24 protein-coding genes and 1 pseudogene are annotated in these 24,757 nt (G+C 60.1%); 16 read left to right on the forward strand and 9 right to left on the reverse strand.

What is annotated here, in order from left to right; all coding sequences use genetic code 11:
* Positions 1–30 precede the first annotated feature (30 nt).
* The 7 genes from rpmJ (at position 31) to ACONT6_RS02525 (ending at position 3,969) form a co-directional block, all read left to right on the forward strand.
* Entirely contained in the window at positions 31–147 is a 117-nt protein-coding gene (gene rpmJ, locus ACONT6_RS02495) for a 50S ribosomal protein L36 (RefSeq protein WP_010133825.1), read from the forward strand.
* 455 nt (positions 148–602) lie between these two features.
* Positions 603–959, forward strand: a complete 357-nt coding sequence (gene rpsM, locus ACONT6_RS02500; protein ID WP_078084435.1) for a 30S ribosomal protein S13 — start codon at positions 603–605, stop codon at positions 957–959.
* A 44-nt stretch (positions 960–1,003) separates the two neighbouring features.
* The gene (gene rpsK, locus ACONT6_RS02505; RefSeq protein ID WP_043320820.1) at positions 1,004–1,393 is read left to right on the forward strand and encodes a 30S ribosomal protein S11; all 390 of its coding nucleotides are present in this window, start codon (positions 1,004–1,006) and stop codon (positions 1,391–1,393) included.
* Positions 1,394–1,408: 15 nt separating this feature from the next.
* Entirely contained in the window at positions 1,409–2,029 is a 621-nt protein-coding gene (gene rpsD / locus ACONT6_RS02510; RefSeq protein ID WP_078084436.1) for a 30S ribosomal protein S4, read from the forward strand.
* 45 nt (positions 2,030–2,074) lie between these two features.
* On the forward strand, positions 2,075–3,079 hold the full coding sequence (locus tag ACONT6_RS02515; RefSeq protein ID WP_078084448.1) for a DNA-directed RNA polymerase subunit alpha: 1,005 nt from the start codon (positions 2,075–2,077) through the stop codon (positions 3,077–3,079).
* A 120-nt stretch (positions 3,080–3,199) separates the two neighbouring features.
* Positions 3,200–3,592, forward strand: a complete 393-nt coding sequence (gene rplQ, locus ACONT6_RS02520; protein ID WP_010133817.1) for a 50S ribosomal protein L17 — start codon at positions 3,200–3,202, stop codon at positions 3,590–3,592.
* A gap of 119 nt (positions 3,593–3,711) precedes the next feature.
* Entirely contained in the window at positions 3,712–3,969 is a 258-nt protein-coding gene (locus ACONT6_RS02525; RefSeq protein ID WP_428820274.1) for a YeaC family protein, read from the forward strand.
* Between the two features lie 91 nt (positions 3,970–4,060).
* On the opposite strand, the gene ACONT6_RS02530 is transcribed toward ACONT6_RS02525, so the two are convergent.
* The 6 genes from ACONT6_RS02530 to uvrA form a co-directional block, all read right to left on the reverse strand.
* Positions 4,061–6,109, reverse strand: a complete 2,049-nt coding sequence (locus ACONT6_RS02530) for a glycoside hydrolase family 19 protein (protein ID WP_428820275.1) — start codon at positions 6,107–6,109, stop codon at positions 4,061–4,063.
* 178 nt (positions 6,110–6,287) lie between these two features.
* On the reverse strand, positions 6,288–7,220 hold the full coding sequence (locus ACONT6_RS02535) for a biotin-dependent carboxyltransferase family protein (RefSeq protein WP_428820276.1): 933 nt from the start codon (positions 7,218–7,220) through the stop codon (positions 6,288–6,290).
* Positions 7,217–7,999: a 5-oxoprolinase subunit PxpB gene (gene pxpB, locus ACONT6_RS02540; protein WP_428820277.1), complete on the reverse strand. Its 783-nt coding sequence runs from the start codon at positions 7,997–7,999 to the stop codon at positions 7,217–7,219. Before pxpB ends, ACONT6_RS02535 begins: the two co-directional genes overlap by 4 nt.
* The gene (gene pxpA / locus ACONT6_RS02545) at positions 7,993–8,742 is read right to left on the reverse strand and encodes a 5-oxoprolinase subunit PxpA (RefSeq protein WP_428820278.1); all 750 of its coding nucleotides are present in this window, start codon (positions 8,740–8,742) and stop codon (positions 7,993–7,995) included. Before pxpA ends, pxpB begins: the two co-directional genes overlap by 7 nt.
* A gap of 40 nt (positions 8,743–8,782) precedes the next feature.
* Entirely contained in the window at positions 8,783–10,012 is a 1,230-nt protein-coding gene (locus ACONT6_RS02550) for an Nramp family divalent metal transporter (protein WP_428820279.1), read from the reverse strand.
* Between the two features lie 49 nt (positions 10,013–10,061).
* A complete protein-coding gene (gene uvrA, locus ACONT6_RS02555) occupies positions 10,062–12,890 on the reverse strand; it encodes an excinuclease ABC subunit UvrA (RefSeq protein WP_428820280.1) in 2,829 nt (942 codons plus the stop codon).
* A 141-nt stretch (positions 12,891–13,031) separates the two neighbouring features.
* Between uvrA and ACONT6_RS02560 the strand changes: the two genes are divergently transcribed.
* From ACONT6_RS02560 to ACONT6_RS02575, 4 genes are all read left to right on the forward strand, one after another.
* Entirely contained in the window at positions 13,032–14,435 is a 1,404-nt protein-coding gene (locus tag ACONT6_RS02560; protein WP_428820281.1) for a mannose-1-phosphate guanylyltransferase/mannose-6-phosphate isomerase, read from the forward strand.
* 126 nt (positions 14,436–14,561) lie between these two features.
* Positions 14,562–15,734, forward strand: coding sequence for an MFS transporter (locus ACONT6_RS02565; RefSeq protein ID WP_428820282.1), 1,173 nt, complete (start codon positions 14,562–14,564; stop codon positions 15,732–15,734).
* Positions 15,735–15,939: 205 nt separating this feature from the next.
* Positions 15,940–16,524, forward strand: coding sequence for a single-stranded DNA-binding protein (gene ssb / locus ACONT6_RS02570; RefSeq protein ID WP_428820283.1), 585 nt, complete (start codon positions 15,940–15,942; stop codon positions 16,522–16,524).
* Positions 16,525–16,541: 17 nt separating this feature from the next.
* A complete protein-coding gene (locus ACONT6_RS02575; RefSeq protein WP_428820284.1) occupies positions 16,542–17,387 on the forward strand; it encodes a sugar nucleotide-binding protein in 846 nt (281 codons plus the stop codon).
* A 79-nt stretch (positions 17,388–17,466) separates the two neighbouring features.
* Here ACONT6_RS02575 and fabB read toward each other — a convergent pair whose 3' ends face one another.
* Together fabB and fabA are read right to left on the reverse strand one after the other, a co-directional pair.
* Positions 17,467–18,690 (reverse strand): beta-ketoacyl-ACP synthase I, encoded by a 1,224-nt coding sequence (gene fabB / locus ACONT6_RS02580; RefSeq protein WP_428820285.1) that lies wholly within the window; start codon positions 18,688–18,690, stop codon positions 17,467–17,469.
* Between the two features lie 95 nt (positions 18,691–18,785).
* Positions 18,786–19,310: a 3-hydroxyacyl-[acyl-carrier-protein] dehydratase FabA gene (gene fabA / locus ACONT6_RS02585; protein ID WP_105103213.1), complete on the reverse strand. Its 525-nt coding sequence runs from the start codon at positions 19,308–19,310 to the stop codon at positions 18,786–18,788.
* Positions 19,311–19,567: 257 nt separating this feature from the next.
* Here fabA and galU point away from each other — a divergent pair, with 257 nt between their 5' ends.
* Both galU and ACONT6_RS02595 read left to right on the forward strand, forming a co-directional pair.
* Entirely contained in the window at positions 19,568–20,404 is an 837-nt protein-coding gene (gene galU / locus ACONT6_RS02590) for a UTP--glucose-1-phosphate uridylyltransferase GalU (protein WP_428820286.1), read from the forward strand.
* Entirely contained in the window at positions 20,405–21,754 is a 1,350-nt protein-coding gene (locus tag ACONT6_RS02595) for a phosphomannomutase (protein WP_428820287.1), read from the forward strand.
* A gap of 69 nt (positions 21,755–21,823) precedes the next feature.
* Here the strand turns inward: ACONT6_RS02595 and ACONT6_RS02600 are convergent, their stop codons facing one another.
* The gene (locus ACONT6_RS02600; RefSeq protein WP_428820288.1) at positions 21,824–22,267 is read right to left on the reverse strand and encodes a hypothetical protein; all 444 of its coding nucleotides are present in this window, start codon (positions 22,265–22,267) and stop codon (positions 21,824–21,826) included.
* 195 nt (positions 22,268–22,462) lie between these two features.
* On the opposite strand from ACONT6_RS02600, the gene dapB reads away from it, so the two are divergent.
* The 3 genes and pseudogenes from dapB (at position 22,463) to rimK (ending at position 24,717) form a co-directional block, all read left to right on the forward strand.
* Entirely contained in the window at positions 22,463–23,272 is an 810-nt protein-coding gene (gene dapB / locus ACONT6_RS02605; protein WP_428821471.1) for a 4-hydroxy-tetrahydrodipicolinate reductase, read from the forward strand.
* Positions 23,273–23,310: 38 nt separating this feature from the next.
* Positions 23,311–23,712, forward strand: a pseudogene (locus tag ACONT6_RS02610) (ATP-dependent zinc protease family protein); the annotation flags it as partial.
* 84 nt (positions 23,713–23,796) lie between these two features.
* Positions 23,797–24,717 (forward strand): 30S ribosomal protein S6--L-glutamate ligase, encoded by a 921-nt coding sequence (gene rimK, locus ACONT6_RS02615; RefSeq protein ID WP_428821472.1) that lies wholly within the window; start codon positions 23,797–23,799, stop codon positions 24,715–24,717.
* Positions 24,718–24,757: the final 40 nt, after the last annotated feature.

Below are 24,757 nucleotides of genomic sequence, written 5' to 3' on the forward strand. Positions count from 1 at the left end.
ACAGCAGCAGGATTGAATTGAGGTAAGGTCATGAAAGTACGCGCTTCTGTTAAAAAGATCTGCCGTAACTGCAAAATCGTACGTCGTAAAGGTGTTCTGCGGGTAATCTGCAGCGCCGAACCGCGTCACAAGCAGCGGCAGGGCTAAGCAATGAGCGGAATACCGGTGGTGTTCCGCAGCATTGCTTGGCGACCGGCCACGGATGGCCGGGCCGGCGTCCGCCCTGGGATGGGCTTCTAGCGACGCCATTCTCTGCAGGGTCCGGTTCGCCGGTCTTGTAAAGAGAGTGATCAAAAATTTGCCTTCTTGCACAGCCCCGTGTAAAAAGGCGCTCCGCAACGCAATTAGCGTGCGGCGAAACCAGAGAGTCAGTCGGTTGGCTGGTTCTAAGGTTTCAAACAGGGGGCGTTGACTGTCGTCCGCTTTACCCCGGGTTTCGGCCTTGGGAAGGCGGGCTATTGCAATTTGGTGTCTGAAAAGCTATTCTTGCGCGCCTTTTTGGTGGTGCTGGTGGCTTTTTATTCGCTGTCAGCGCCGAATCGAGAATTGAACCGCGCCATCACCAAAGTTGCGCTGGTTCACAATACGTGGAGTACGCCTCTATGGCACGTATTGCTGGTGTCAATGTACCAGACCACAAGCACGCAGTGATCTCCCTGACCCATATCTATGGTGTCGGACGCACTACTGCAAAATCTATTCTGGCAGCGGTAGGTATCGCTGAATCCACCAAACTTCGTGATCTGTCCGAAGACCAGATCGAAACCATCCGCGGTGAAGTTGCGAAACTGTCCGTTGAAGGTGATCTGCGTCGTGAAGTATCCATGAACATCAAACGTCTGATGGACCTGGGTTGCTTCCGCGGTCTGCGTCACCGTCGCAGCCTGCCGCTTCGCGGTCAGCGCACCAAGACTAACGCCCGTACCCGTAAGGGTCCGCGCAAGCCGATCCGTAAGTAATCGATCGCGCTAGTCTTCACAAGTACAGGATTTAGGATACAGGTATGGCTAAGCCAAAAACTACTGTTCGCAAAAAGGTCAAAAAGACCGTTGTCGACGGTGTTGCCCACATCCACGCATCGTTCAACAACACGATCGTGACGATCACTGACCGTCAGGGCAACACTCTGAGCTGGGCTACTGCAGGTGGCTCCGGTTTCCGCGGTTCTCGTAAGAGTACCCCTTTCGCAGCCCAGGTTGCCGCTGAACGCGCAGGTACTGCCGCTCAGGAGTACGGCCTGAAAAACCTTGATGTCGAAGTTAAGGGCCCCGGCCCGGGTCGCGAATCTGCCGTTCGCGCCCTGAACAACTGCGGCTACAAGATCACCAACATCACCGACGTGACGCCGATCCCGCATAACGGTTGTCGTCCGCCCAAGAAACGTCGCGTGTAAGAGGGGGTTGACGAAATGGCACGTTATATTGGACCAAAATGTAAGCTTTCCCGTCGGGAAGGTACCGATCTTCAGCTGAAAAGTGGCGTTCGCCCGCACGAATCTAAGTGCCGCGCGGAAACCAAGCCTGGCGTACATGGCGCCGGTCGCGGTCGCCTGTCCGACTACGGCGTTCAGCTGCGTGAAAAGCAAAAAGTACGCCGCATCTACGGCGTGCTGGAAAAGCAGTTCCGTAACTACTATAAGGAAGCGGCGCGCCTGAAAGGTGCAACTGGTGAAAACCTGCTGAAGCTTCTGGAAAAACGCCTCGACAACGTGGTTTACCGCATGGGCTTCGGCTCTACTCGCTCTGAAGCGCGTCAGCTGGTTTCCCACAAGGCGATTCTGGTTAACGGTAGCGCAGTAAACATCCCTTCCTATCAGGTTAAGGAAGGCGACGTTATCGCTATTCGCGAGAAAGCCAAAAAGCAGATGCGTATCCAGAACTCCGTTTCCCTCGCTGCACAGCGCGGTGACGTAGAGTGGGTAGACGTGAATGCGAGCAAGCTCGAAGGTACCTTCAAGCGCGTTCCTGATCGCGTCGATCTGCCGGCAGAGATCAATGAAAACCTTATCGTGGAACTCTACTCCAAGTAAGGCTCTGTTCCATTTAAGGAATAAAACTGTAATACAGGTATGGCTATGCAGACTGCTGTCAACGAGTTTTTGACACCTCGTCGTATTGACGTCACCGAGTACAACCAGAACCACGCTAAAGTGGTTCTGGAACCGCTGGAGCGTGGTTTCGGCCACACTCTTGGCAACGCGCTGCGCCGCATCCTGCTGTCCTCCATGCCGGGCTGCGCCGTCACTGAAGTTGAGATCGACGGTGTTGAGCACGAGTACAGCGCAATTGAGGGCGTGCAGGAAGACGTAATCGAAATCCTGCTCAACCTGAAGGAAATTGCGGTGGTGATGCACGGCAAGGACCAGGCAGTGCTGAGCCTGAGCAAGAAAGGCCCGGGTGCAGTGACCGCTGGCGACATTCAGGTGGACCACGACATTGAAATCGTGAACCCCGAGCACGTGATCGCCAACATCACCGGTGACGTGGAACTCAACCTGCGTTTGACTGTTGCGCGCGGCCGTGGCTACCAGCCCGCCGATGCGCGTCGTGAAGACGAAGAAGAGACCCGCGCTATTGGCCGTCTGCAGCTGGACGCCTCTTTTGGCCCGGTTCGTCGCGTTTCCTACAGCGTGGAATCCGCGCGTGTAGAACAGCGCACCGACCTGGACAAGCTGGTTCTGGACCTGGAGACCAACGGTACTCTGGACCCGGAAGAAGCGATCCGTCGCGCCGCCACCATTCTCCAGCAGCAGCTGGCAGTATTTGTGGACCTGGAAGGCGAGAAGGATGCCCAGCCGGAAACCAAGGAAGAGGAAGTCGATCCGGTGCTGTTGCGTCCGGTAGACGACCTGGAACTGACCGTGCGTTCGGCCAACTGTCTGAAAGCAGAGAACATCTACTACATCGGCGACCTGATTCAGCGTACCGAAGTAGAGCTGCTGAAGACCCCGAACCTGGGCAAGAAGTCCCTGACCGAGATCAAGGACGTTCTGGCTTCCCGTGGTCTGTCCCTGGGTATGCGCCTCGAAAACTGGCCGCCGGCCAGCCTCAAGGGCGACAGCAAGCTGAGCTCCCTGTAAAGCGTTTGTGGCGCGGGCCTCGCCCGCCCGCGTGAAGAAAACCGAGTGGTGCGCGCAACTGCAAGCACCGCTCCCAGACGACTTGCTGAGAAAGCAATTGAAGTCGTGAGGAATTGAGTTATGCGTCATCGTTATAGTGGCCGTAAATTCAGTCGTACCAGCTCTCACCGCAAGGCCATGTTCAAGAACATGACCGCCTCTCTGGTAGAGCACGAACTGATCAAAACCACACTGCCCAAAGCCAAGGAGCTGCGTCGCGTTGCTGAGCCGCTGATCACCCTGGCCAAGAAAGACAGTGTTGCCAACCGCCGTCTGGCTTTCGCCCGTATCCGCGACAAGGATGCTGTGCGCAAGCTGTTCGACGAACTGGGTCCCCGTTACGAAGCCCGTCCGGGCGGATACATCCGCATTCTGAAATGCGGTTTCCGTGCAGGCGATAAGGCTCCTATGGCCTACGTCGAGCTGGTGGATCGTCCGGTAGCGGACGAGACTGCAGAAGCAGCTGAAGCCTGAGGCGAATAGCCCCGGGTTTATCGGTACGAGTTTTGTGCCGAGCGAGAAAAGCCGGTCATTGACCGGCTTTTTTTGTCTTTGATCCAGGATTTATTGCATCCTTCGCGACGGTAGCCGATATGTTCCAGTCCCTGAATGATTTATTGCAGGCCCTCAATCCACAGATTGTGGGTAGCCTCAAGCGCGCGATCGAGCTCGGTAAGTGGCCGAACGGCGTGCCTCTTACGGATGAGCAGAAAACGCTCTGCGGTGAAGCCGTGGCGCACTGGGAGCAACAGCATCGCTCGCCCACGGAACGTGTGGGTTACGTGCCACCGAAGGCGACGCCCTGTGCAGACAAGCATGAAGACGAGGTGGTGAGCTGGGTCGACTCCTGATCACGAGGCCCGGCGAGGACTGCAATGCGGCGTCGCATGAGCGACACCGCATCCGTTCATATATGCAGCCGCTTAAGGCGGCTGCGGAAGGTCAGTTCTGGTAATCGATATTCACGTCAAAGAAGTGATCTACGCAGCGCGCGTAGTCGCCATCAATAAAAGCTGAAAATCGCGTCTGGTAGCCAACTAGTTTGCAGGCGTAGCTTTCACCATTCGGGTAGCTGGGGTCCCAGCTCCAGTCCTGCTCCCAGTAGATCTCCATGGCGCCCGCGCCACCCACTTCAAACCGGCCCATGCTCGCGCAACCGAGTACCTCACCCGCGGGTACCGGGACTTCCAGGTAATCCGCGAAATTGCGGTAATAGTCGATGCGGTTTTGCGATTGTGCATGCTCGTTACTGCCGCCGCATTCGATGCCGCCGTTGATGATCATGGTGGTGACGCCAAACCCAGGCACCAGGCCGCTGTTGAGGTCGTGCGTGTTCGGCTGCCAGGTACCGTCGATAACATGCAGCATGCTCGGCTTGGGCGGTTGCGGGTAGACGAAGAAAAACACTGCGCTGGCCAGGTTCAGCCAGGTGTCCGCGACCAGGCTGGGTTGTTCGAGCAGCACATTCACATCACCGTACATAGCGGCAGAGAAGGGGCCGTAGTTGTAGTTGTAGCTCAACTGCTTGGCGCCGCGGCCGAAATAGCTTTTGTAGCTTCCGTCGGCGAAGGTCGCGCAGGGCCATTGCTGTGCCTGCCAGGTGGAGGGATCGCAGATGCCATAGCCATTCGGCGTGCTTTCGTTCCAGCCCTGCTCGCGCAGAAAGTAGAGCCCCTGGCGCCATTCCGGTTCTGCCCAGTGTGGCGTATGCCCCCCGGTTTCCTGGGTGAAGTGGGCGAACATGGTGGCGAGGGACTTCCGGCAGATGGCATCGGCGTCTCGGCCGTCATCGTAATCACCACAGAAAGCCGGGAATTTCGCCACCGCGCGCAGGAAGTTACCGTAGGAATATTCCGGTGCACGCACGGGAAACAGGAATTCCCAGTCCGCATTACCGATGATGGATTCCACTCGCAAAACATTCGTCGGGTTCTGCGCGCGTCCCGCTACCACCGCTTCTACCTCAGCGTTTTCCCGGGTGACGATCGAGGCTTTGACCTGGGTGAACAGCTCGCTGGAGGTGAGTTCCGCTTCGCGGGCTTCCAATGTGCTCAGGGGAATGCTGAAGCCCGCGTCGCTGCATTGCTGGTCGATCACAATGGAGTCAGTTGCAGTGACTTCCCCGTTGGTGATTTCCAGTTCAAAAATATAGGAAGCATTCGCACCCGGGTCCGGCAGGTTCACGGTGGTGGTTATGGCGTTGGGTGTCACTATCTCCGCGGCGGGGCCACTGACCTGTCGCCAGAAAAACACGAAGCTCTCCCCGTCCGGGTAACTGGAGGTAGCGCCGCTCAGCTCGATACTGGCGGGACAGGTCGGGCTGGTATCGGAGGCCGTGATCGCTGCAACAGGGGGCGCGGGGATGACCGCGCCCGCACGCTGCAGTACTTCGACCGTGGTGTAGGTAACGTGGTCGGCGTCCGCTACGCCCAGCCGGAACTGATACAGGGTGTCTTCCCCCACATCTGGTAAATCTACCTGGGTACCGCTGGCACTCGGTGCCTGGATGCTTGCCTGCGGGGTTGTCGGGGCTATCTGTGCCCAGGTGTAGCTGATCGGGTCGCCGTCCGGATCCGACGACAGGCTGCCATCCAGGGCAATGCTACCGGGCCCGGTGATTTCTGCGGGACTTGCGCTGGCCTCGGCGAGCGGTGGAAGGTTGGTACCCGTTGCGACGCAGGCGCCCGGGTCATCCAGTAGCCAGGGGGTATCCCAACTATTGCTGGCGGTGTAGGCGGCTTGCGGGGAGTCAGAAGGGCCGGCCCACCACTGCGCCCTGAACAGGTCGCCCTGGTAACACACCAGGCTGCCGCCGGAATAGCTCTGTCCGGCCTCGTAAGGCTCTGCCGGCAGATTGGCCTGTGCTGGTATCGCCAGCAGCGTCATCAGCGGTAAAAGGGCGTACAGGACGCTTCTGGTGTGTGTTTGTCGGATACGCCGCCTTGCGGTTGCGGGGGTTGCGGCCGGTGTTGGCCGGGATTGAGTTGGCATGTCTTCTCCTGAGTTATTGTTATTGCTTGCTAGGTCTGTGACATATGCGCTGACAGCGCTGTCATCAGGCGTGGGAGAAGTTAGCGAAAGCCTGAGGTATCGGGAAGGGGATCGCGCGCCATTTGCGCCCGGCTTGTGTCATTTGCGAATCAGTGCGGGAAATACCCCGGGTGTGGGTTTACAGCAGGGATGGAAGCTCCGCGAGCAGGCGGGACTTGCCCGCCAGAATGCGGTGGGCCGCGTGCTGGTCGACCACTTCAAAATCCAGCCGCGCACTCGCTGTCAGCTGTCCCAGGCGGTGCAGATCCGCGCTGATTACATGGGCAATACGCGGATAGCCGCCGATGGTCTGTCCCTCGACGAAACTGATAATGGGCAGGCCATTGGGCGGTACCTGCACGGTACCGGGACACAGCGCGGAGGATACCTGTTGCGGAATTCCCTCCACGGGCAGCGGCTCGCCAGCAAGTCGTATACCCATGCGATTGCTCTGGGGAGAAACCGTAAATCCGCCCTGATAAAACCGCGCCAGGGTGTCGTCGGAAAAATGCTGCGCTTCGAGTCCGGTGACCACGCGCAATAGCGGTCGCGTGGAGTAATCCAGCCGGTATGCGGGGGGCAGTTGTCGCGCGGATTCCTGGCGGCACTGGCGCAGGGATATCCGGTCCCCCGCCTGCAAGGGGCGGCCCTGCAATCCGCCGAAACCGGCAATCACATGGGTGGAAAGACTGCCCAGGATGGGGGGCAGCTCGATATGGCCGGCCAGGGCAATATATGCCCGTGCGCCTGACTTGAGGGCGCCGAAGCGCAGGCGATCGCCGGGGTGCACCGCAATTACCCGGTCGTTGGCGGTAGCCTGTTCGTTGAGGGTCAGGTCAAAACGGGCACCGGTGACGGCGATGGATACATCGCAGGTGAACTCAATTTCCGGGCCGGTGACGGCCACTTCCAGACACGGGTGAGACGCAGGATTGCCCAGCAACAGGTTCCCCAGGGCCATGGCGAAAGTATCCGCGGCACCGCCGCGGGCGAGTCCCCAGCGCAAATTTCCCGGACGGCCGCCATCCTGAATAGTGGTCTGTAACCCCGGTTTGGTAATGCGCAGGCTCACCGTCTGCCCTCCGGTTTAATTCCACTATCCAGTGGTACTTTTTCCAGTGGGGACATGGGATCAATTGCGGCAAATTCTGCGGCGCTGATTGCGACAAACTGTATCCGGTCCAGAGGGCAGGCGATAAATGCCGGCTCTTGTTGCGGACGGAACAGGGCCAGCGGTGTGCGGCCGATGATCTGCCAGCCCCCCGGGGTAGCCTGGGGGTAGATGCCGGTCTGTGCACCGCCAATACCCACGGAACCTGCAGGCACCTGCAACTCCGGGCGCGCCTTGCGCGGGCAATGCAGGCTTTTGTCGAGTCCGCCGAGATACAGGAATCCGGGGGTGAAGCCGAGCATATGTACCAGGTAGTGAGGGGCGGTGTGTCTACGGATAATTTCGTCCACCGCGAGGCCCGAGGATGCGCAAAGGGTTTGTATATCCGGTGCAAAGGCTGCGTCGTAGCATACCGGTATGCGGATCAGGTGATGCTCGCCACGCGCACGGCCTGACTGCGCGAGCACTTTGTCGGTCAGTGATTGCAGTGTCTGCGCGAGAAAAGCGGTATCTGGTGCACCGGATTTGCCGCGGGGAAGCTGCAGCGGATCGTAGCAGACGGTCAGACACTGGTAGGCGGGTACCAGCTCGGTGATTGCTGGCAGTTGCGCACAGGACTCGATGACCTCCGCGAGGGCGATGATGCGTTCGCTCAACGCCTCGCTGGGATCCGCGGCAAAGCGGATATCCAGTGCCGAGTCTCCATTCGCCAGCAACTCGAAAGCGGGGCCGTTCAGCATATACGGATTCCGGCGCGCGACAATTCCGTGTGCAGCTTGCGGGCGATGACTTCCGCCTGCGGGTTGTCGCCGTGCAGGCAGATACTGTCGACGGAAAATTTCAGCAGTTCATCACCGATGGAGGCAAAAGGTTCGCCGCGGGTCAGCGCCAGCACCTGAGTCAGGCACTGGTCGAATTCCCGGATAACTGCACCCGCAACGGCGCGCGGAGCAAGCTGGTGGTCGTTCTGGTAGCGGCGGTCCATAAAGCCTTCGCGCAATACCGGCAGCCGGTATTTTTGCGCAGCTTTTTCCATCGCCGCGTTGGCCAGGGCGAGAATTTTAAGGTCGGGAAATTCCTGCGCGATCAATTGCACCAGGTCATCGGCGAGGCCGTCATTGGCCTCGGCATCGTTATAGAGTGCACCGTGCAGTTTGATATGGGTGAGAGTCACTCCCTCTCTGGCTGCGTGTTTTTGCAGGGTTTGCACCTGCTCGCGCAGAGAAGCGAGCAGGGCTTGGCGGGGGAGTGCGAGGGACACACGGCCGAAGTTTTCCCGGTCCGGATAACCCGGATGCGCGCCGACAGCGATACCGGCAGCGCGCGCATTCTGCAGCGAAAGCGCCATGGTGGTCGCGTTGCCGGCGTGGCCGCCGCAGGCAATATTGCAGCGGGAAATAAACGGCATGATGCGCGCATCGCGCGCGCAGTCTTGCGCCGTTTCGCCTTCGCCCAGATCGCAATTGATATCGATGGTGTGCATGGTAATTCCGTCTACAAAAACTGCTGCCTGTATTGCTGGATCACAGCCAGCCGAGGGCACTGAGCAGGCTGCGGCCGCCCAGCACCAGGGAAATCAGCAGTACCACAGCGCCCAGAGTATTCTGCCACCAGGTATTGCGGTGCTGGCCGAGCCGCACGCTGTTCATAGTCCACAACAGGAAGGCTGTGATTATCGGGAGCAGCAGGCCGTTGGCAATTTGCGCGAACCAGATCAGGCGCAGCGGGCGGATGCCCTGAATCGCCACCACCGCGCCGATCACAATAATGGTCAGCCAGATGGCGCGAAAGTGCAGCGCTTTGAGGTCCGCCGGTTTCCCCAGTATCCCGCATAGCGCGTAGGACGATGCCAGCGGTGCGGTGAGGGCGGAGGATATTCCCGCGGCAAACAGGCCGATGCCCATGCAGTAACGCGCCCCGCTGCCGAACAGTGGCTCCAGCGAGCGCGCCATTTCACTGGCACTGGAGATGGACAACTGGTGATTAAAAAATGCGGATGCCGCGGTGGCGGCAATCGCGATGGAAATCAGTCCGCCGAGGGGAATGGAAAAAAAGATATCCCGACGGGCCAGGGGGAGCTGCTCTGCGGACTGCCATTTCTGGCTGACGCTGGAGCTGTGCAGGAATAGGTTGTAGGGCACCACGGTGGTACCGATAAGTGCTATGGCGGTAAGTGTGGCGCCGCTGGGAAGACTGGGGATCAATAGTCCGGAAAACAATCCGCTCAAATCCGGCCGCGTCAGCGCAAAGGTAAACAGAAAAGCGAGACTCATCAGCGCGACCAGGGCGATCAGGGCGCGCTCGATAATCCGGTAGCTGCCGCTCCACAGCAGAGTTGCGGCAATCGCCGCGACCAGCAGCGGCCACAGGGTGCGGGAATCTGCGGGTGTTGTATCGCTACCGGCGAGTAATTTCATGCCGGCGCTGGCGCCAGCCAGGTTGCCGCTTTCATAGGCGGCATTGCCGATCACGATCGCGCTGATCACCAGCGCCATTGCCGGCCAGCGCAGCAGTGGTTGCCGCAGTGCGTCGCGAATATTTTCGCCGAGCCCTTCACCGGTCACCAGGCCAAGACGTGCAGACATTTCCTGCAGAATGATGCTGGCCACGATTGCGAACAGCAGGGCCCACAGCAGCGCGTAGCCGTAGTTGGCGCCAGCCAGGCTTGCGGTGATCACCGTGCCCGGCCCGATAAACGCCGCCGCCACCATGGTGGCGGGCCCGATACTCAGGGATCTTTTTATTTTTAGCATTGGTTTCCCCTGTGTTGTCTGTGTCCCTGCAGTTTGCCCGGTTGCGCGATCAGCTGGCCTTGAGCATGGGTTTCAGGAAGCGCCCGGTGTGCGACCCCTTCACCTTGGCCACCTGTTCCGGTGTGCCGGTGGCAATAATCTCGCCGCCGCCGGAACCGCCTTCCGGGCCCAGGTCGACGATCCAGTCCGCGGTCTTGATCACATCCAGGTTGTGCTCGATCACCACGATGGTATTGCCGTGATCGCGCAGCCGGTGCAGCACGTCCAGCAGCAGCTGGATATCGGCAAAGTGCAGGCCGGTGGTAGGCTCGTCGAGAATGTACAGGGTTTGCCCGGTATCGCGTTTTGAAAGCTCGCGGGACAACTTGACCCGCTGTGCCTCACCGCCAGACAGGGTGGTCGCGGCCTGGCCGAGCTTGATGTAGGACAGGCCCACATCCATCAGGGTCTGCAATTTCTTGGCAATGGAAGGCACCGGATCGAAAAATTCCCGTGCATCCTCCACGGTCATCTCAAGCACTTCGTGAATGTTCTTGCCCTTGTAATGTACCTCCAGGGTTTCGCGGTTATAGCGTTTGCCTTTACAGGTATCGCAGGGCACATAAATATCCGGCAGGAAGTGCATCTCCACCTTGATCACACCGTCGCCCTGACAGGCCTCGCAGCGGCCACCCTTGACGTTGAAGCTGAAACGACCCGGCTTGTAACCGCGGGAGCGCGCTTCCTGGGTGCCGGCGAACAGTTCGCGGATCGGGGTGAAAATCCCGGTATAGGTGGCGGGGTTGGAGCGGGGTGTGCGGCCAATGGGGCTCTGGTCGATGTCCACACACTTGTCGAAGTGGTCCAGCCCCTCGATTTCGTTAAACGGCGAAGCCTTGAGGGTGGTGGCCTTGTTCAGTGCGGTGGCAGCCAGGGGATACAGGGTGGTGTTGATCAGGGTGGATTTGCCGGAACCGGATACCCCGGTAACGCAGGTGAACAGCCCCACGGGAATTTCCAGATCCACATCCTTGAGGTTGTTGCCGCTGGCGCCCTCGATACGCAGTACCTCGCCAGTGGCGGGGTTGCGCTTTTTCGGCACCGCAATCTGCTTGGCCCCGGACAGGTACTGGCCGGTAAGTGAGCGTTCACAGGCGGCGATCTCGTCGTGGGTGCCGGCGGCCACCACCTCGCCCCCGTGTACCCCGGCACCGGGGCCGATATCCACGATAAAGTCCGCAGCGCGGATGGCGTCCTCATCGTGTTCCACGACGATCACGGTATTGCCGATATCCCGCAGGTGCGTGAGGGTATTCAGCAGTCGCTCGTTGTCGCGCTGGTGCAGGCCGATGGAGGGTTCGTCGAGAATGTACATAACGCCCACGAGACCGGCGCCGATCTGGCTTGCCAGGCGAATGCGCTGGGCCTCGCCCCCGGACAGGGTCTCGGCACTGCGGTTCAGGGTCAGGTAGTTGAGCCCCACGTCCACCAGGAAGCGGAAGCGATCGCGCAGTTCTTTCAGGATCTTGTCGGCGATCTCTTTCTGCGCGCCCTTGAACTGGAGCTGGTGGGCAAAGTATTCGAAGGCGTCTCCCACCGGCAGCTCGGTGATCTGGGCCAGTGTCTGGTTATCCACAAACACATTGCGCGCTTCGCGACGCAGGCGGGTGCCGGAGCAGTCCGGGCACTTCTGGGTGCTCAGGTATTTGGCCAGTTCCTCGCGCACGGACTGGGACTCGGTGTCCCGGTAGCGGCGCTGGAAGTTGGGGATGATGCCTTCGAAGGTGTGGCGGCGGATGGTGACGTCGCCGCGGTCGTTGACGTAGCTGAAGTCCACCTGGGCATCGCCGCTGCCGTGCAGGATCACTTCCCGGTCCCGTTTGCGCAGCTTCTTCCAAGGCTTGTCCAGGTCGAAGTCGTAATGCTCGGCCAGGGAGTCGAGCATGTGGTAGTAGTAAACGTTGCGTCTGTCCCAGCCGCGGATGGCGCCCTCGGAAATACTGCTTTCCGGGTCCAGGATCACCTTGTCCTCATCGAAGAACTGCTTCACGCCCAGACCGTCACAGGCCGGGCAGGCACCCGCGGGATTGTTGAACGAGAACAGGCGCGGTTCCAGCTCGTCCAGTGAGTAATCACACACCGGGCAGGCGTGGCGGGCGGAGAACATCCGGTCTTCCTGGTCGCCGTCCATAAAACTGATGGAGGCGATACCATCGGTCAGGTTGAGTGCGGTCTCGAAGGATTCCGCCAGTCGCAGTTGCAGGTCGTCGCGCACCTTGAAGCGGTCGACGACCACCTCGACGGTATGCTTCTTGCGTTTGTCCAGCTTGGGAGTGTCGTCCAGGTCGCACACGGTGCCGTCGATACGCGCGCGCACGAAACCGTCCCGGCGCAGCTGCTCGAATACATGCAAGTGCTCACCCTTGCGGTCGCGAATCACCGGCGCCAGCAACATGACCTTGCTGCCTTCCGGCAGAGCCAGCACCTGGTCCACCATCTGGCTGATGGTCTGGGCCTGCAGTGGCTCGTGATGCTCCGGGCAGCGCGGTTCGCCCACCCGGGCAAACAGCAGGCGCAAGTAGTCGTAGATCTCGGTGATGGTGCCCACGGTGGAGCGGGGGTTGTGGGAGGTGGACTTCTGCTCGATGGAGATGGCCGGCGACAGCCCCTCCACGGTATCCACATCCGGCTTTTCCATCATCGACAGGAACTGGCGGGCGTAGGTGGACAGGGATTCCACGTAGCGGCGCTGACCTTCGGCGTACAGGGTATCGAACGCGAGTGAGGACTTACCAGAGCCAGACAGGCCGGTAATCACGATCAGTTTGTCGCGGGGAATATCCAGATCGATATTCTTGAGATTGTGGGTGCGGGCACCTCTGACGTAAATCGTGTCCAATGGGTTTCCTGCTTTGCTGGGATGTTGCCCGGGGCTGTGGCCGGGCGGGCGAAAACGGTCAAGTATAATCTGGCGTGCCAGTGTGCGAAAATGCCCCGCAATCAATACCAACCAATAAATCAGTCTGGATACACGGAAATCATGATCCCCGTCATTCTCTGTGGTGGCAGTGGCTCGCGCCTCTGGCCGCTGTCTCGCGAAGCTTACCCGAAACAGTTCCTGCCCCTGGCCGGCAGCCATACCATGCTGCAGGCTACCGCCCTGCGTGTCGACGGCATCGCGGATGTCCAGGCGCCGATCCTGGTGTGTAATGAAAACCACCGCTTTGCGGCGGCGGAACAGCTGCAGGAAGCGGGCTGTGGAGCCCAGTCGATCCTGCTGGAGCCCTGTGCACGCAACACCGCACCAGCCATCGCCCTGGCTGCGCTGACTGCGGTGGAGCAGGGCGATGACCCGCTGTTGCTGGTGCTGCCGGCGGACCATGTGGTCGCAGATACCGACGGTTTCCGCAAGGCGGTGACCGCCGCTACTGAACTGGCGGAGAACGGCCACCTGGTGACCTTCGGCATCGTGCCCACCAGCCCCGAGACCGGCTATGGCTATATTCGCAGTGGCGAGGCGGTGTCCGAAGGCTGGAAAGTCGCCGAGTTTGTGGAAAAGCCGGATCAGGCTACCGCGGAGAAGTACCTGGCCAGCGGTGAGTACAACTGGAACAGCGGCATGTTCCTGTTCCGCGCTTCGCGCTATCTGGAAGAACTGTCACTGCACCACCCGCAGATGCTGGAAGCCTGTCGTGGCGCCATTGCCGGCGCCGCGCGGGATCTGGATTTTACCCGTATCGACGCCGAGGCCTTCGGCCGCTGCCCGTCGGATTCCGTGGACTATGCGGTGATGGAGAAAACCGAATCCGCGGCGGTAGTGCCGATGCAGGCCGGCTGGAGCGATGTCGGTTCCTGGTCTGCGCTGTGGGAGCTGGCGGAGCGCGACGAAAATGAAAACCTGTTGCGCGGCGATGTGATGGCCGAGGACGCTTCCGGGTGTCTGGTGCACGGTGGTGACCGCCTGGTGGGCATCCTGGGGGTGCGTGATCTGGTGGTTGTGGATACCGATGACGCGCTGATGGTGGCGGACAAAAGCCGGGTGCAGGAAGTGAAGACCCTGGTACAGCGGCTCAAGCAGAGTGAGCGCAGCGAAGCGCAGAATCATCGCAAGGTGTTCCGTCCCTGGGGCTATTACGACTCCATCGACGCCGGTCCCCGTTTCCAGGTCAAGCGCATTGTGGTCAAGCCCGGCTGCCAGCTGTCCCTGCAGATGCATCATCACCGCGCAGAGCACTGGATCGTGGTGCGTGGCACCGCCAAGGTAACCCGCGGCGACGACCAGCTGCTGCTTACGGAAAACGAATCCACCTTTATCCCTCTCGGGGTCGTACACCGTCTGGAAAACCCGGGCGCGATTCCGCTGGAGTTGATCGAGGTCCAGTCCGGCAGCTATCTGGGCGAAGATGACATTGTCCGCTTCGAGGACAAATATGGTCGCGATTGATCGCCCTCGATCGGTCGTCATCCTCCGATAGCCATTCGCTATCCACCGGTTAGGCGGCGGGGTATCAAACTCCGCCGCTCCCGCTGATACAATGCGGCCCGTTTTTCGCCGTGTCCGGAATTTCGCATGAACCCCACTGAACGCCGCGCTCTCGCCGGTCTCGCTTCCCTGTACGTTTTCCGCATGCTGGGCCTGTTTATGGTGCTGCCGGTACTGTCCCTGTACGGGGCGGATTATCAGGGCAGCACTCCGGCCCTGCTGGGGCTGGCGCTGGGGGCCTACGGCCTGAGCCAGGCCCTGCTGCAGATTCCCCTGGGGGTACTGAGCGACCGCTGGGGGCGCAAGCCGGTGATCTTCCTCGGCCTGGCGGTTTTTGCCCTCGGCAGTGTGGTGGCGGCGCTCACCGATTCTGTCTTCGGTCTCATTGCCGGACGTATTCTGCAGGGGGCTGGTGCCATTGCCGCGGCCACTATGGCGCTGGCGGCGGATCTTACCCGCGATGAAAATCGTGGTAAGGCGATGGCGGTGATCGGCGCCTCCATCGGTGTGGCCTTTGTGCTGGCGGTGGTTCTGGGACCGCTGCTCGCGGGCTTTGGCGGTTTGTCGGCCATTTTCTGGCTCACCGCCGTGCTCGCCCTGTTCGGCATGCTGCTGGTGTGGCGCCTGGTGCCCACACCGCAGGACTTCCAGCGCAGGGCGCCGCAAAAGGGCGACTTTGCGCGCCTGCTCTCGCAGGGGGAAGTGTGGCGCCTGGTGTGCGGGGTGTTTTTCCTGCATTTACTGCTGACCATGCTGTTCGTGCCGCTGCCCGTGCTGTTGGTGGAGCGGCTACACCTGGCCAGCGATGCACACTGGAAGCTCTACGGTCCCTTAATGCTAGGTGCCTTCATCTTGATGTTGCCGCTGATGCGTATGGCGGAAAAGCGCCAGCAGGTGCCTGCGGCCATGCGCCTGGCGCTGCTGGGATTGGTTTTCGGTGGCGTGGCGCTGATGACGCCGGTACACGGGGGCTGGATGGTGGCCTGCCTCGGGCTGTTCTTCCTCGCCTTCAATCTACTCGAGGCCCTGCTGCCGGCGCAGCTGACCCGCATAGCCCCCGCAGAGTGCCGCGGCGCGGCCACCGGTCTCTACGCGACGCTCCAGTTCCTCGGTGCTTTTGTTGGCGGCAGCCTGGGCGGCGTGGTTTACGGGCAGGGAGGCGCCGGCGCGGTGGCCACCCTGGCGCTGGGGGTGCTGGTGCTGTGGGCGCTGGCCTGGTGGCAGATGCGTGGAGCACGGGTCACCGTGGCCGGTAGCTGAGTCCGGCACCGGCGGCACATCGCCCACTGTTCGGCGGCGGTGACGCCCCCCGGGCGAGTGTTGTATGCTGCTGGATATAAATACACTGTCGGCGACGGCGCACCGGGCACAACCCGTGCGCCGTCGCTTTTCCCAATTTTGAACTTTTGAATACTGAACGGGCCTCCACCTGTACCCGGGTGAGGCTCACGGAGAGGAGAGGCTTATGGCCAGGGGCGTTAACAAAGTAATCCTGATTGGCAACCTGGGCGGTGACCCGGAAACCCGCTACATGCCCAGTGGCGGTGCTGTCACCAATGTCACCCTGGCGACGTCCGAAACCTGGAAAGACAAGCAGACCGGCCAGCAGCAGGAGCGCACCGAGTGGCACCGCGTGGTGTTCTTCAATCGCCTTGCGGAAATTGCCGGCGAATACCTGCGCAAGGGCAGCAAGGTTTACCTGGAAGGCTCGCTGCGCACCCGCAAGTGGCAGGACAAGACCTCCGGCCAGGATCGCTACACCACCGAAATCGTCGCCAGCGAAATGCAGATGCTGGATGGCCGCGGTGAGCAGGGTGGCGGTGGCTTCCAGCAGGGCGGCGGCCAGGGCTTCCAGCAGCAGGGTGGCGGATACGGTCAGCAGGGCCAGCAGGGCGGTGGTTATCAGGACGAGTTCTCCCAGGGCCGCTCCGCACCTTCTCCCATGGCGCCGGCCAACCAGCCCGCGGGCCAGCCGCAGAACAAGCCTGCAAGCAACCAGCCGCCGGCGGGTGGATTTGATAACAGCTTCGACGACGATATCCCGTTCTGATCGGAGGGGAGACCTCCATGCATCACACAGGCTATCAGCCGGAAAGCGTGGTGCTGATCGGTGCCGGTAACGCCATCGACAGCGCCCTGCAGAAGGGCCTTCAGAAAGTGGGCTTTCGCGTGCAGTTGCTCGGTCGCGAGCAGCTGGCCGCAAATACCTTATCCACGCGTTCCGACGCCATCGTGATCAACGCGGCCAGTTGTGGCAGCGCTCCCCCAGGTGAGGCGCGTGCCATCTGCGAAGCGGTGCGTGAACTGCCCTGTACTGCGCTGCTGCACCTGTCCTCTTACGCGGTTTTTGGCCGCGCCCGTCGCAAGAAGATTGATGAAGAGGAAGAGCCCTCACCCGCATCTGAGCGCGGGCTCGAGTGGCTGGCCTGTGAGGAAACCTTTTCGTCTGTGGAAAACGCGAGCATCCTGCGACTGGGGTGGCTGGTGGATCGCAGCGAAAATGCACTGTTGGGGCGGGTTCTGCGCAGCTTGCTGGATGGTCAGCCGGTCAATCTGGAAGATGTCAGTCGCGGCAACCCGGTCACCGTTTCCGACCTGGTGCGCGTTACCGTCGCCATTGTCCAGCAGCTGGCCAGCGGTGGCCCCCTGTCCGGTGTATATCACTACGGTTCCGCGGATACCTGCAGTTCCATGGAGTTCGGGCACGAGGTGGTAGACCGCGTGCGCTCACTCTACGGTGAAGATTTTGCCGCAGAACTGGTCGCGCTGGAGACCGAGGAAGAGGATCGCTCTTCGGTGCTGAGCTGTGAAAGGCTGCGGGATGTGTTTGGTATTCAGCAGCGCAGCTGGCGCCAGGGGCTGACCCGACAGGTTGAACTGTGGCTCGAGCGCCTGCAGAAACCCGTATCCTGAAAGCTATCGATGCCGAACAGCCGGCAATAAAAAAGGGCGAGTCGCAGCGCGGCTCGCCCTTTTTTATGTGCGGCAGGAATCAGACCTTGTCGAACACCAGGCTGGCGTTGGTGCCGCCGAAGCCGAAGCTGTTGGACAGCGCGCGGCGTACTTCGGTGTTGCGCAGCTCGGTCACCAGGTCGAGGCCCTGTGCGGCTTCGTCCACAGTTTCCACATTGGCGGAAGCGGCGATAAAGTCGTTCTGCATCATCAGCAGGGTGTAGATGGCTTCCTGCACACCCGCTGCACCCAGAGAGTGACCGGTAAGGGACTTGGTAGAGGCGAACGCCGGTACCTTGTCGCCGAACACTTCTTTCATCGCACGCAGTTCCGCGACATCGCCCACCGGGGTGGAGGTGCCGTGGGTGTTGATGTAGTCGACGCCGCCCTCGAGGCCGTTGCCGTCCATACCGGCCAGCGCCTGCTGCATGCAGCGCGCCGCACCTTCACCGCTGGGTGCGACCATGTCGTAGCCATCGGAAGTTGCGCCGTAGCCCACCAGCTCGGCGAGAATATTCGCACCGCGGGCCTTGGCGTGCTCCATTTCTTCCAGAACCACACAGCCGCCACCACCGGCGATGACGAAACCGTCGCGGTTGGCATCGTAGGGGCGGGATGCCTTGGTCGGAGTGTCGTTGTACTTGGAGGACAGTGCGCCCATGGCATCAAACAGGTGGGTCAGGCTCCACGCCAGTTCTTCACCGCCGCCGGCAAATACCACGTCCTGCTTGCCCATCTGGATCAGCTCTGCACCGTTGCCGATACAGTGTGCGGAGGTGGCACACGCGGAGGAGATGGAGTAGTTCACACCCTTGATCTTGAACGGGGTTGCCAGACACGCAGATACGGTGCTGCCCATCACCTGGGGTACGCGGAAGGCGCCCACACGACGCACACCCTTGGTTTTCAGGATGTTCGCGGATTCGATGATGGCCGCGGTAGAGGTGCCGCCGGAGCCCATCACCAGGCCGGTGCGCGGGTTGGAAATATCCGATTCTTCCAGGCCGGACATCGCGATGGCCTCGGCCATGGAAATGTAGGCGTAGGCGGCGGAGTCGCCCATGAAGCGAAGGTGCTTGCGATCGATATGTTCCTTGATATCGATATCGACTACGCCGGCGATCTGGCTGCGCAGACCCAGCTCGGCGTATTCCTCCATGTAGCGGATGCCGCTGCGGCCGGCTTTCAGGGAGGCCAGCACTTCCTGGGTGTTATTGCCGATGCAGGAAGTTATGCCCATTCCGGTAATGGCTACACGGCGCATAGTGATCTCCAATAAAACTTGTAGAGTGAATTGTTATTTTTTTATATGACAGTGTTTCTATCTGTCTGCCAGAGAATGTCTGACAGACAGAAAGATCAAAAGTTGTCGGTGCGGGTGAACAGGCCTACACGCAGGTCTTTGGCGGTGTAGATCTCGCGTCCGTCCACGGATACGGAGCCGTTACCGATACCCATAACCAGCTTGCGCTCTACCAGTCGGCTCATCTGGATATGGTAAGTGACCTTTTTGTTGGTCGGCAGGATCTGGCCGGTGAACTTGACCTCGCCACAACCGAGGGCGCGTCCGCGACCGGGGTTGCCTTTCCAGGCCAGGAAGTAGCCCAGCAGCTGCCACATGGCGTCGAGACCGAGACAACCGGGCATGACCGGGTCGCCGGGGAAATGGCAGTCAAAGAACCACAGGTCGGGCGTGATATCCAGTTCGGCGATCAGCTCCCCTTTACCGAACTCTCCGCCATCTTTGGCAATGTGGGTGATGCGATCCAGCATCAGCATGTTGGGAGCGGGCAGCTGCGCGTTGCCCGGGCCAAACATCTCGCCACGGCCACAGGCCAGGAGTTCTTCGCGGGTGTAGCTGCTTTTTTGAACAAAATTACTCATTGGGTCCCCGATTCTGGGCAATCTTTACACGAGCCGGCATTCTAAGGGCTAAGGATAGCTTGTCCAGTCAGTCATAACCCTTTTTGTGACCAGAACTGTCCCAATTAGCCCTTGACCGTTTGCGGGGCGCGCCACTACTGGGTTGGAAGCAGTCACAAGTGATCGCGCGCTTGGACTGATTCTTGCCATACTTTTGTGATAAGTTGCCGAAAATCGGCGCGGGATGGCGCCGATCGCGAAGTCCAGAGAGGGATGTCATGCTGAAAAAATGCCTGTTCCCGGTTGCAGGGTATGGAACCCGCTTCCTGCCCGCAACCAAGGCGATGCCCAAGGAAATGTTGCCGCTGGTGAACAAACCTCTGGTGCAGTACGGGGTAGAGGAGGCCATTGAAGCCGGCCTCACCGAGATTGGTTTTGTCACCGGACGCGGTAAACGCGCCATCGAAGATCATTTCGACACCAACTTCGAACTCGAGCACCAGATTGCCGGAACCGGCAAGGAGCGCGCGCTGGATAGCGTGCGCCAGGTCATCGACAGCGCCAGCTTCTCCTATACCCGCCAGGGGGAAATGCGCGGTTTGGGAGATGCGATCCTGCAGGGCCAGCGCCTGATCGGCGACGAGGCGTTTGCAGTGGTGCTGGCCGACGACCTGTGCCTGAACGACGAGCTGGGTGTGCTGGGGCAGATGGTGCAACTGTATAAACAGTTTCGCTGCAGCATTGTTGCAGTAGAAGAGGTGCCGGAGGATCAGATTCACAAGTTCGGGGTTATCGCCGGCAATGAAATCAAGCCAGGCCTGTATCAGGTCACCGATATGGTGGAAAAGCCCAAGGCGGAAGATGCGCCGAGCAACATGGCGATCATCGGTCGCTATGTGCTGACACCGGATATTTTCGATCTGATCCGCGAGACACCGCCGGGCAAGAATGGTGAGGTGCAGATCACCGATGCGTTACTGACCCAGGCCAAGCGCGGCTGCGTGCTGGCCTATCGCTTCAGGGGGCGCCGTTTCGACTGTGGATCGGTCGACGGTTTTATCGAAGCGACCAATTACGTTTATAAGAATGTCTATTTACCTGGGGAGAAGGGCTGAATGTCTGAATTAACCTGTTTTAAAGCCTACGATTTGCGCGGCCGTGTGCCCGATGAACTGAACACCGACGTCGCCTATCGAGTGGGGCGCGCCTTTGCCCAGTTTCTCGACGCCCGCCGGGTTGTGGTTGGCCACGATATCCGCCTGACCAGTGGGGAGCTGACCGATGCCCTGGCCAACGGCCTGCGCGATGCGGGTGCCGACGTCTACCACATTGGCGAGTGTGGCACCGAGGAGATTTATTTCTCCACTTTCCACGGTGACTTTGACGGCGGTATCTGTGTGACCGCAAGCCACAATCCGATGGATTACAACGGCATGAAGTTTGTGCGCTCCGGCTCGCGCCCGATCAGTGGCGACACCGGCCTGCTGGACATCAAGCGCATGGCGGAAGAAAACAATTTTGCCGCGGTGGAAAAGCGCGGTGACCTGCACACCTTTGCCCATCGCGAGGATTTCGTAAAACACCTGCTGGGTTATGTGGATGTCGCTGAACTGAAACCGCTGAAGCTGGTAGTCAATGCCGGTAATGGTGGCGCGGGCGCAGTAGTCGATGCACTGGCCCCGAGCCTGCCGCTGGAATTTGTGCGCGTGCACCACGAGCCGGACGGCAACTTCCCCAATGGTATCCCCAACCCGATCCTGCCGGAAAACCGCGAATCCACTGCGGCAGCGGTGCGCGAAAGCGGCGCGGATTTTGGTATCGCCTGGGATGGGGACTTTGACCGCTGTTTCTTCTTCGACGAGAACGGTGAATTTATCGAAGGGTATTACGTGGTGGGCCTGCTGGCGGAAGCCTTCCTGGTCAAGCACCCCGGTGCCAAAGTGGTACACGACCCGCGCCTGACCTGGAATACCGAAGATATCGTCAAGAACGCTGGTGGCCAACCGGTACAGAGTAAAACCGGCCACGCCTTTATCAAGGAGCGCATGCGCAAGGAAGATGCCATTTATGGTGGCGAGATGAGCGCGCATCATTATTTCCGCGATTTTGCCTACTGTGATAGCGGCATGATCCCCTGGCTGTTGGTATCGGAGCTGGTGAGCCGCAGTGGCAAGTCTCTGTCACAGCTGGTGGGTGAGCGCATGGCTGCCTTCCCGTGCAGCGGCGAGATCAATTCCAAAGTGGAAGATCCCAAGGCGCTGCTGCAAGCGGCGGAAGAAAAATATGCCGCGGATGCTGTCAGTGTGGAACACGTGGATGGGCTGAGCGTCGCCTTTGACGAGTGGCGTTTCAACCTGCGTATGTCCAACACCGAGCCGGTTGTGCGCCTGAATGTGGAATCCCGTGGGGATGAAGCCCTGATGAAAGCCAAGACCGAAGAGTTGCTTGCGCTGATTCGCGGTTAATGCCGTGCTTGCCGGGAGTGCGCCTGCGCTCCCGGTTATCCTCTCCTCGCCTTTTCTATTTATTGCCTGTCAGTTTTTATTAAGCCTGCGCCGGAATTCTTCGTGGTATTCCTGCTGGATCTTTTTCAGTTCTTCCAGCTGCTCTGCATTCAGGATCTTTACCATTTCCACCCGCGTTGCGGCGCGCACGGCAATGATTTTCGCGTCCAGTTCCTCTTTCTGTTCCCGCGTCAGCTTGGGCATCTTGCCGCGGGCGAAACCGTAGTCCTCGAGAATATTCAGCTGCAGCTCGAAGTTCTTCTCCATTAGCGGTAGTGCCTTGTCCTCTTGCTCTGGCGTGAGTTTCAGGCGCAGGGAGACCCAGTCGGCAATGTCATCGTATTTTTCCCAGAAGTCACTGCCGAGGCCGGAGTTTTCCACTGCCTTGCCGGTGGATATCACGGTGAATAGCAGAAGGGCGAACAGTGCCGCGCAAAATGAGGACCAGAACGGGTGGCGAGACTCGGGGGACATGGTTGGCGCTCCAATCTACGGAATATTTAAAGCCTAGTAGAGGAATGGGGCGCCGCAAGGCGTACTCGGCGGTCAGTGGTCTGTTATGTTGGTGGGCGTGAGTCCGCTGGGTTTTGGTATTGTCGGCAATGGAAACCGGGGTAGAATCCGCGCCTTTCAAGCCCGGCCCGAAGGAGAGCAGCAATGGCGGTGGATATGGCAGTAAAAGTAGCAATCACAGGATTTGGCGGCCGCATGGGCCGGGTACTGGCGGAGGCCCTGGCGCAGTCAGAACAGGATGGCACCGCAAAGCTGTCTGCGGCCATCGTGCGTCCCGGGTCCAGCCTGGTGGGCGCGGATGCCGGTGAGGTTGCCGGCCTGGGGCGCAATGGCCTCGCCATTGTCGATAGCCTGGAGCAGGCGGACTTCGACGTGCTGATCGATTTCACCGCACCCCTGGCCACCATCGACAATGCGGCCTACTGTGCCGAGCAGGGCAAGGCCATCGTGATCGGCACCACCGGATTCGACGCGGACCAGAAAGAACAGATGTTGAGCGCCGGGGACAAGACCCCGCTGTGTTTCGCCACCAACTTTTCCACCGGGGTGAATCTGTGCTTTAACTTACTGGAAACCGCGGCACGGGTACTGGGCGACGATGTGGATATCGAGATCGTCGAAGCCCACCACCGCCACAAGGTGGATGCCCCATCCGGCACCGCGCTCAGTATGGGTGAGGTCATTGCCGACACCCTCGGCCGTGACCTGTCCAAGGTGGCTGTATATGGCCGCGAAGGACAGACCGGTGCCCGCGAGCGCGAGACCATCGGTTTTGCCACCGTGCGCGGTGGCGACGTGGTGGGAGAGCACACGGTTTCTTTTCTCGCCGATGGCGAGCGCATTGAAATTACCCACAAGGCCAGCAGTCGTCTGGCATTTGCCCGCGGTGCCGTGCGCGCTGCGGTCTGGTTAAATGGTCGCGCAGCGGGTCGTTACGACATGCGCGATGTTCTGGCTTTAAAGTGACATTTGGGTAACTGAGCCAATTTTTTAGGAGCATTTGCTTGGAAAAGAAAATCATCGTTGGCAGTGAAGAGTGGTGTGCATTTCCCGGGTTGGGAATTCCCGCCATCAAGGCGCGGGTCGACTCCGGAGCCAAGACCTCTTGTCTGCATGCGTACAACATCCAGCAATTCAATCGCGGCGGTGAGCCCTGGGTGAGTTTTGAGGCGCACCCGCTGCAGAACCTGCGCCGCCCGCGGGTGCGTTGCGAAGCGCGCGTGCTGGACAAGCGCACGGTGCGTAGTTCCTCCGGTGATTCCGAAAAGCGCCTGGTGATCAGAACCGCTATCAGTATCGGCGGGAGTGTGTGGGATATCGAGCTCACCCTGACCAACCGCGACTCCATGGGGTATCGCATGCTGCTCGGCCGCGAGGCGATGATGGGGCGCATGCTGGTGGACCCCTCCGAGAGCTTTTGTCTCGGTGAAATGCCACCGAGCCAGCTGGAGGAGTACTACCACGACGAGCACCATATGGCCGGCACCGGCCTGCGTATTGGCGTGCTGGCGTCCAATCCGGATCTGTACAGCAACCAGCGGATCATGGAGGCCGGTGCCGAGCGCGGTCACCGCATGACTTTCCTGAATATTCGCCAGTGCTACATGAAACTGGATTCCGCCGACCCGGAGGTGCACTACCGCGACGGTCGAATCCTGAATAATCTGGACGCCATCATCCCGCGTATCCGGCCGAGTATGACGTTCTACGGCTGTGCCCTGACTCGCCACTTTGAGAGCATGGGGGTGTATGCGTTGAATGGTGCTGCGGCCATTAGCCAATCCCGGGACAAACTCTACTCGCTGCAGTTGCTGCAGGAGGGCGGATTGAATATCCCGATTTCCGGTTTTGCCAACTCGCCCATGGATACCAATGAGCTGATCGAAATGGTGGGCGGTGCGCCGCTGATCGTAAAGCTGCTGGAAGGTACACAGGGCCGCGGGGTAGTGCTGGCAGAAACCCGCAAGGCTGCGGAGTCCGTGATCAATGCTTTCAAATCATTGAAAGTGAACCTGCTGGTGCAGGAGTTTATTCGCGAGGCCCAGGGTAAGGACCTGCGCCTGTTTGTGGTGGACGGCAAGGTGTTTGCCGCCATCCAGCGCGAGGCTGCGCCGGGTGAGTTTCGCGCCAACATCCATCAGGGCGGTACCGCATCTGTGGTGAAAATCCTGCCGGAGGAGCGCAAGCTGGCGATCAAGGCGGCCAAGGTGCTGGGCCTGAAAGTCGCGGGTGTGGATATTATCCGCTCCAAGAAAGGGCCGCTGCTGCTGGAGGTGAACTCCTCGCCGGGGCTTGAAGGGATCGAGAGCGCCACCCGCAAGGATGTGGCGGGATCCATGATTCTGGCGATCGAAAAGGCGCTCAAATGGCGCCCGGCAATCACCCCGGTGGAGCCCCAATCTACTGACTGATTCAGGGGTTCCGTTCCCGCGCCATATTCTGGCGCGCCGC

It is taken from the genome of Microbulbifer sp. MCCC 1A16149 (genome assembly GCF_050368945.1).
In the GTDB taxonomy this organism is placed as follows: Bacteria; Pseudomonadota; Gammaproteobacteria; order Pseudomonadales; family Cellvibrionaceae; genus Microbulbifer.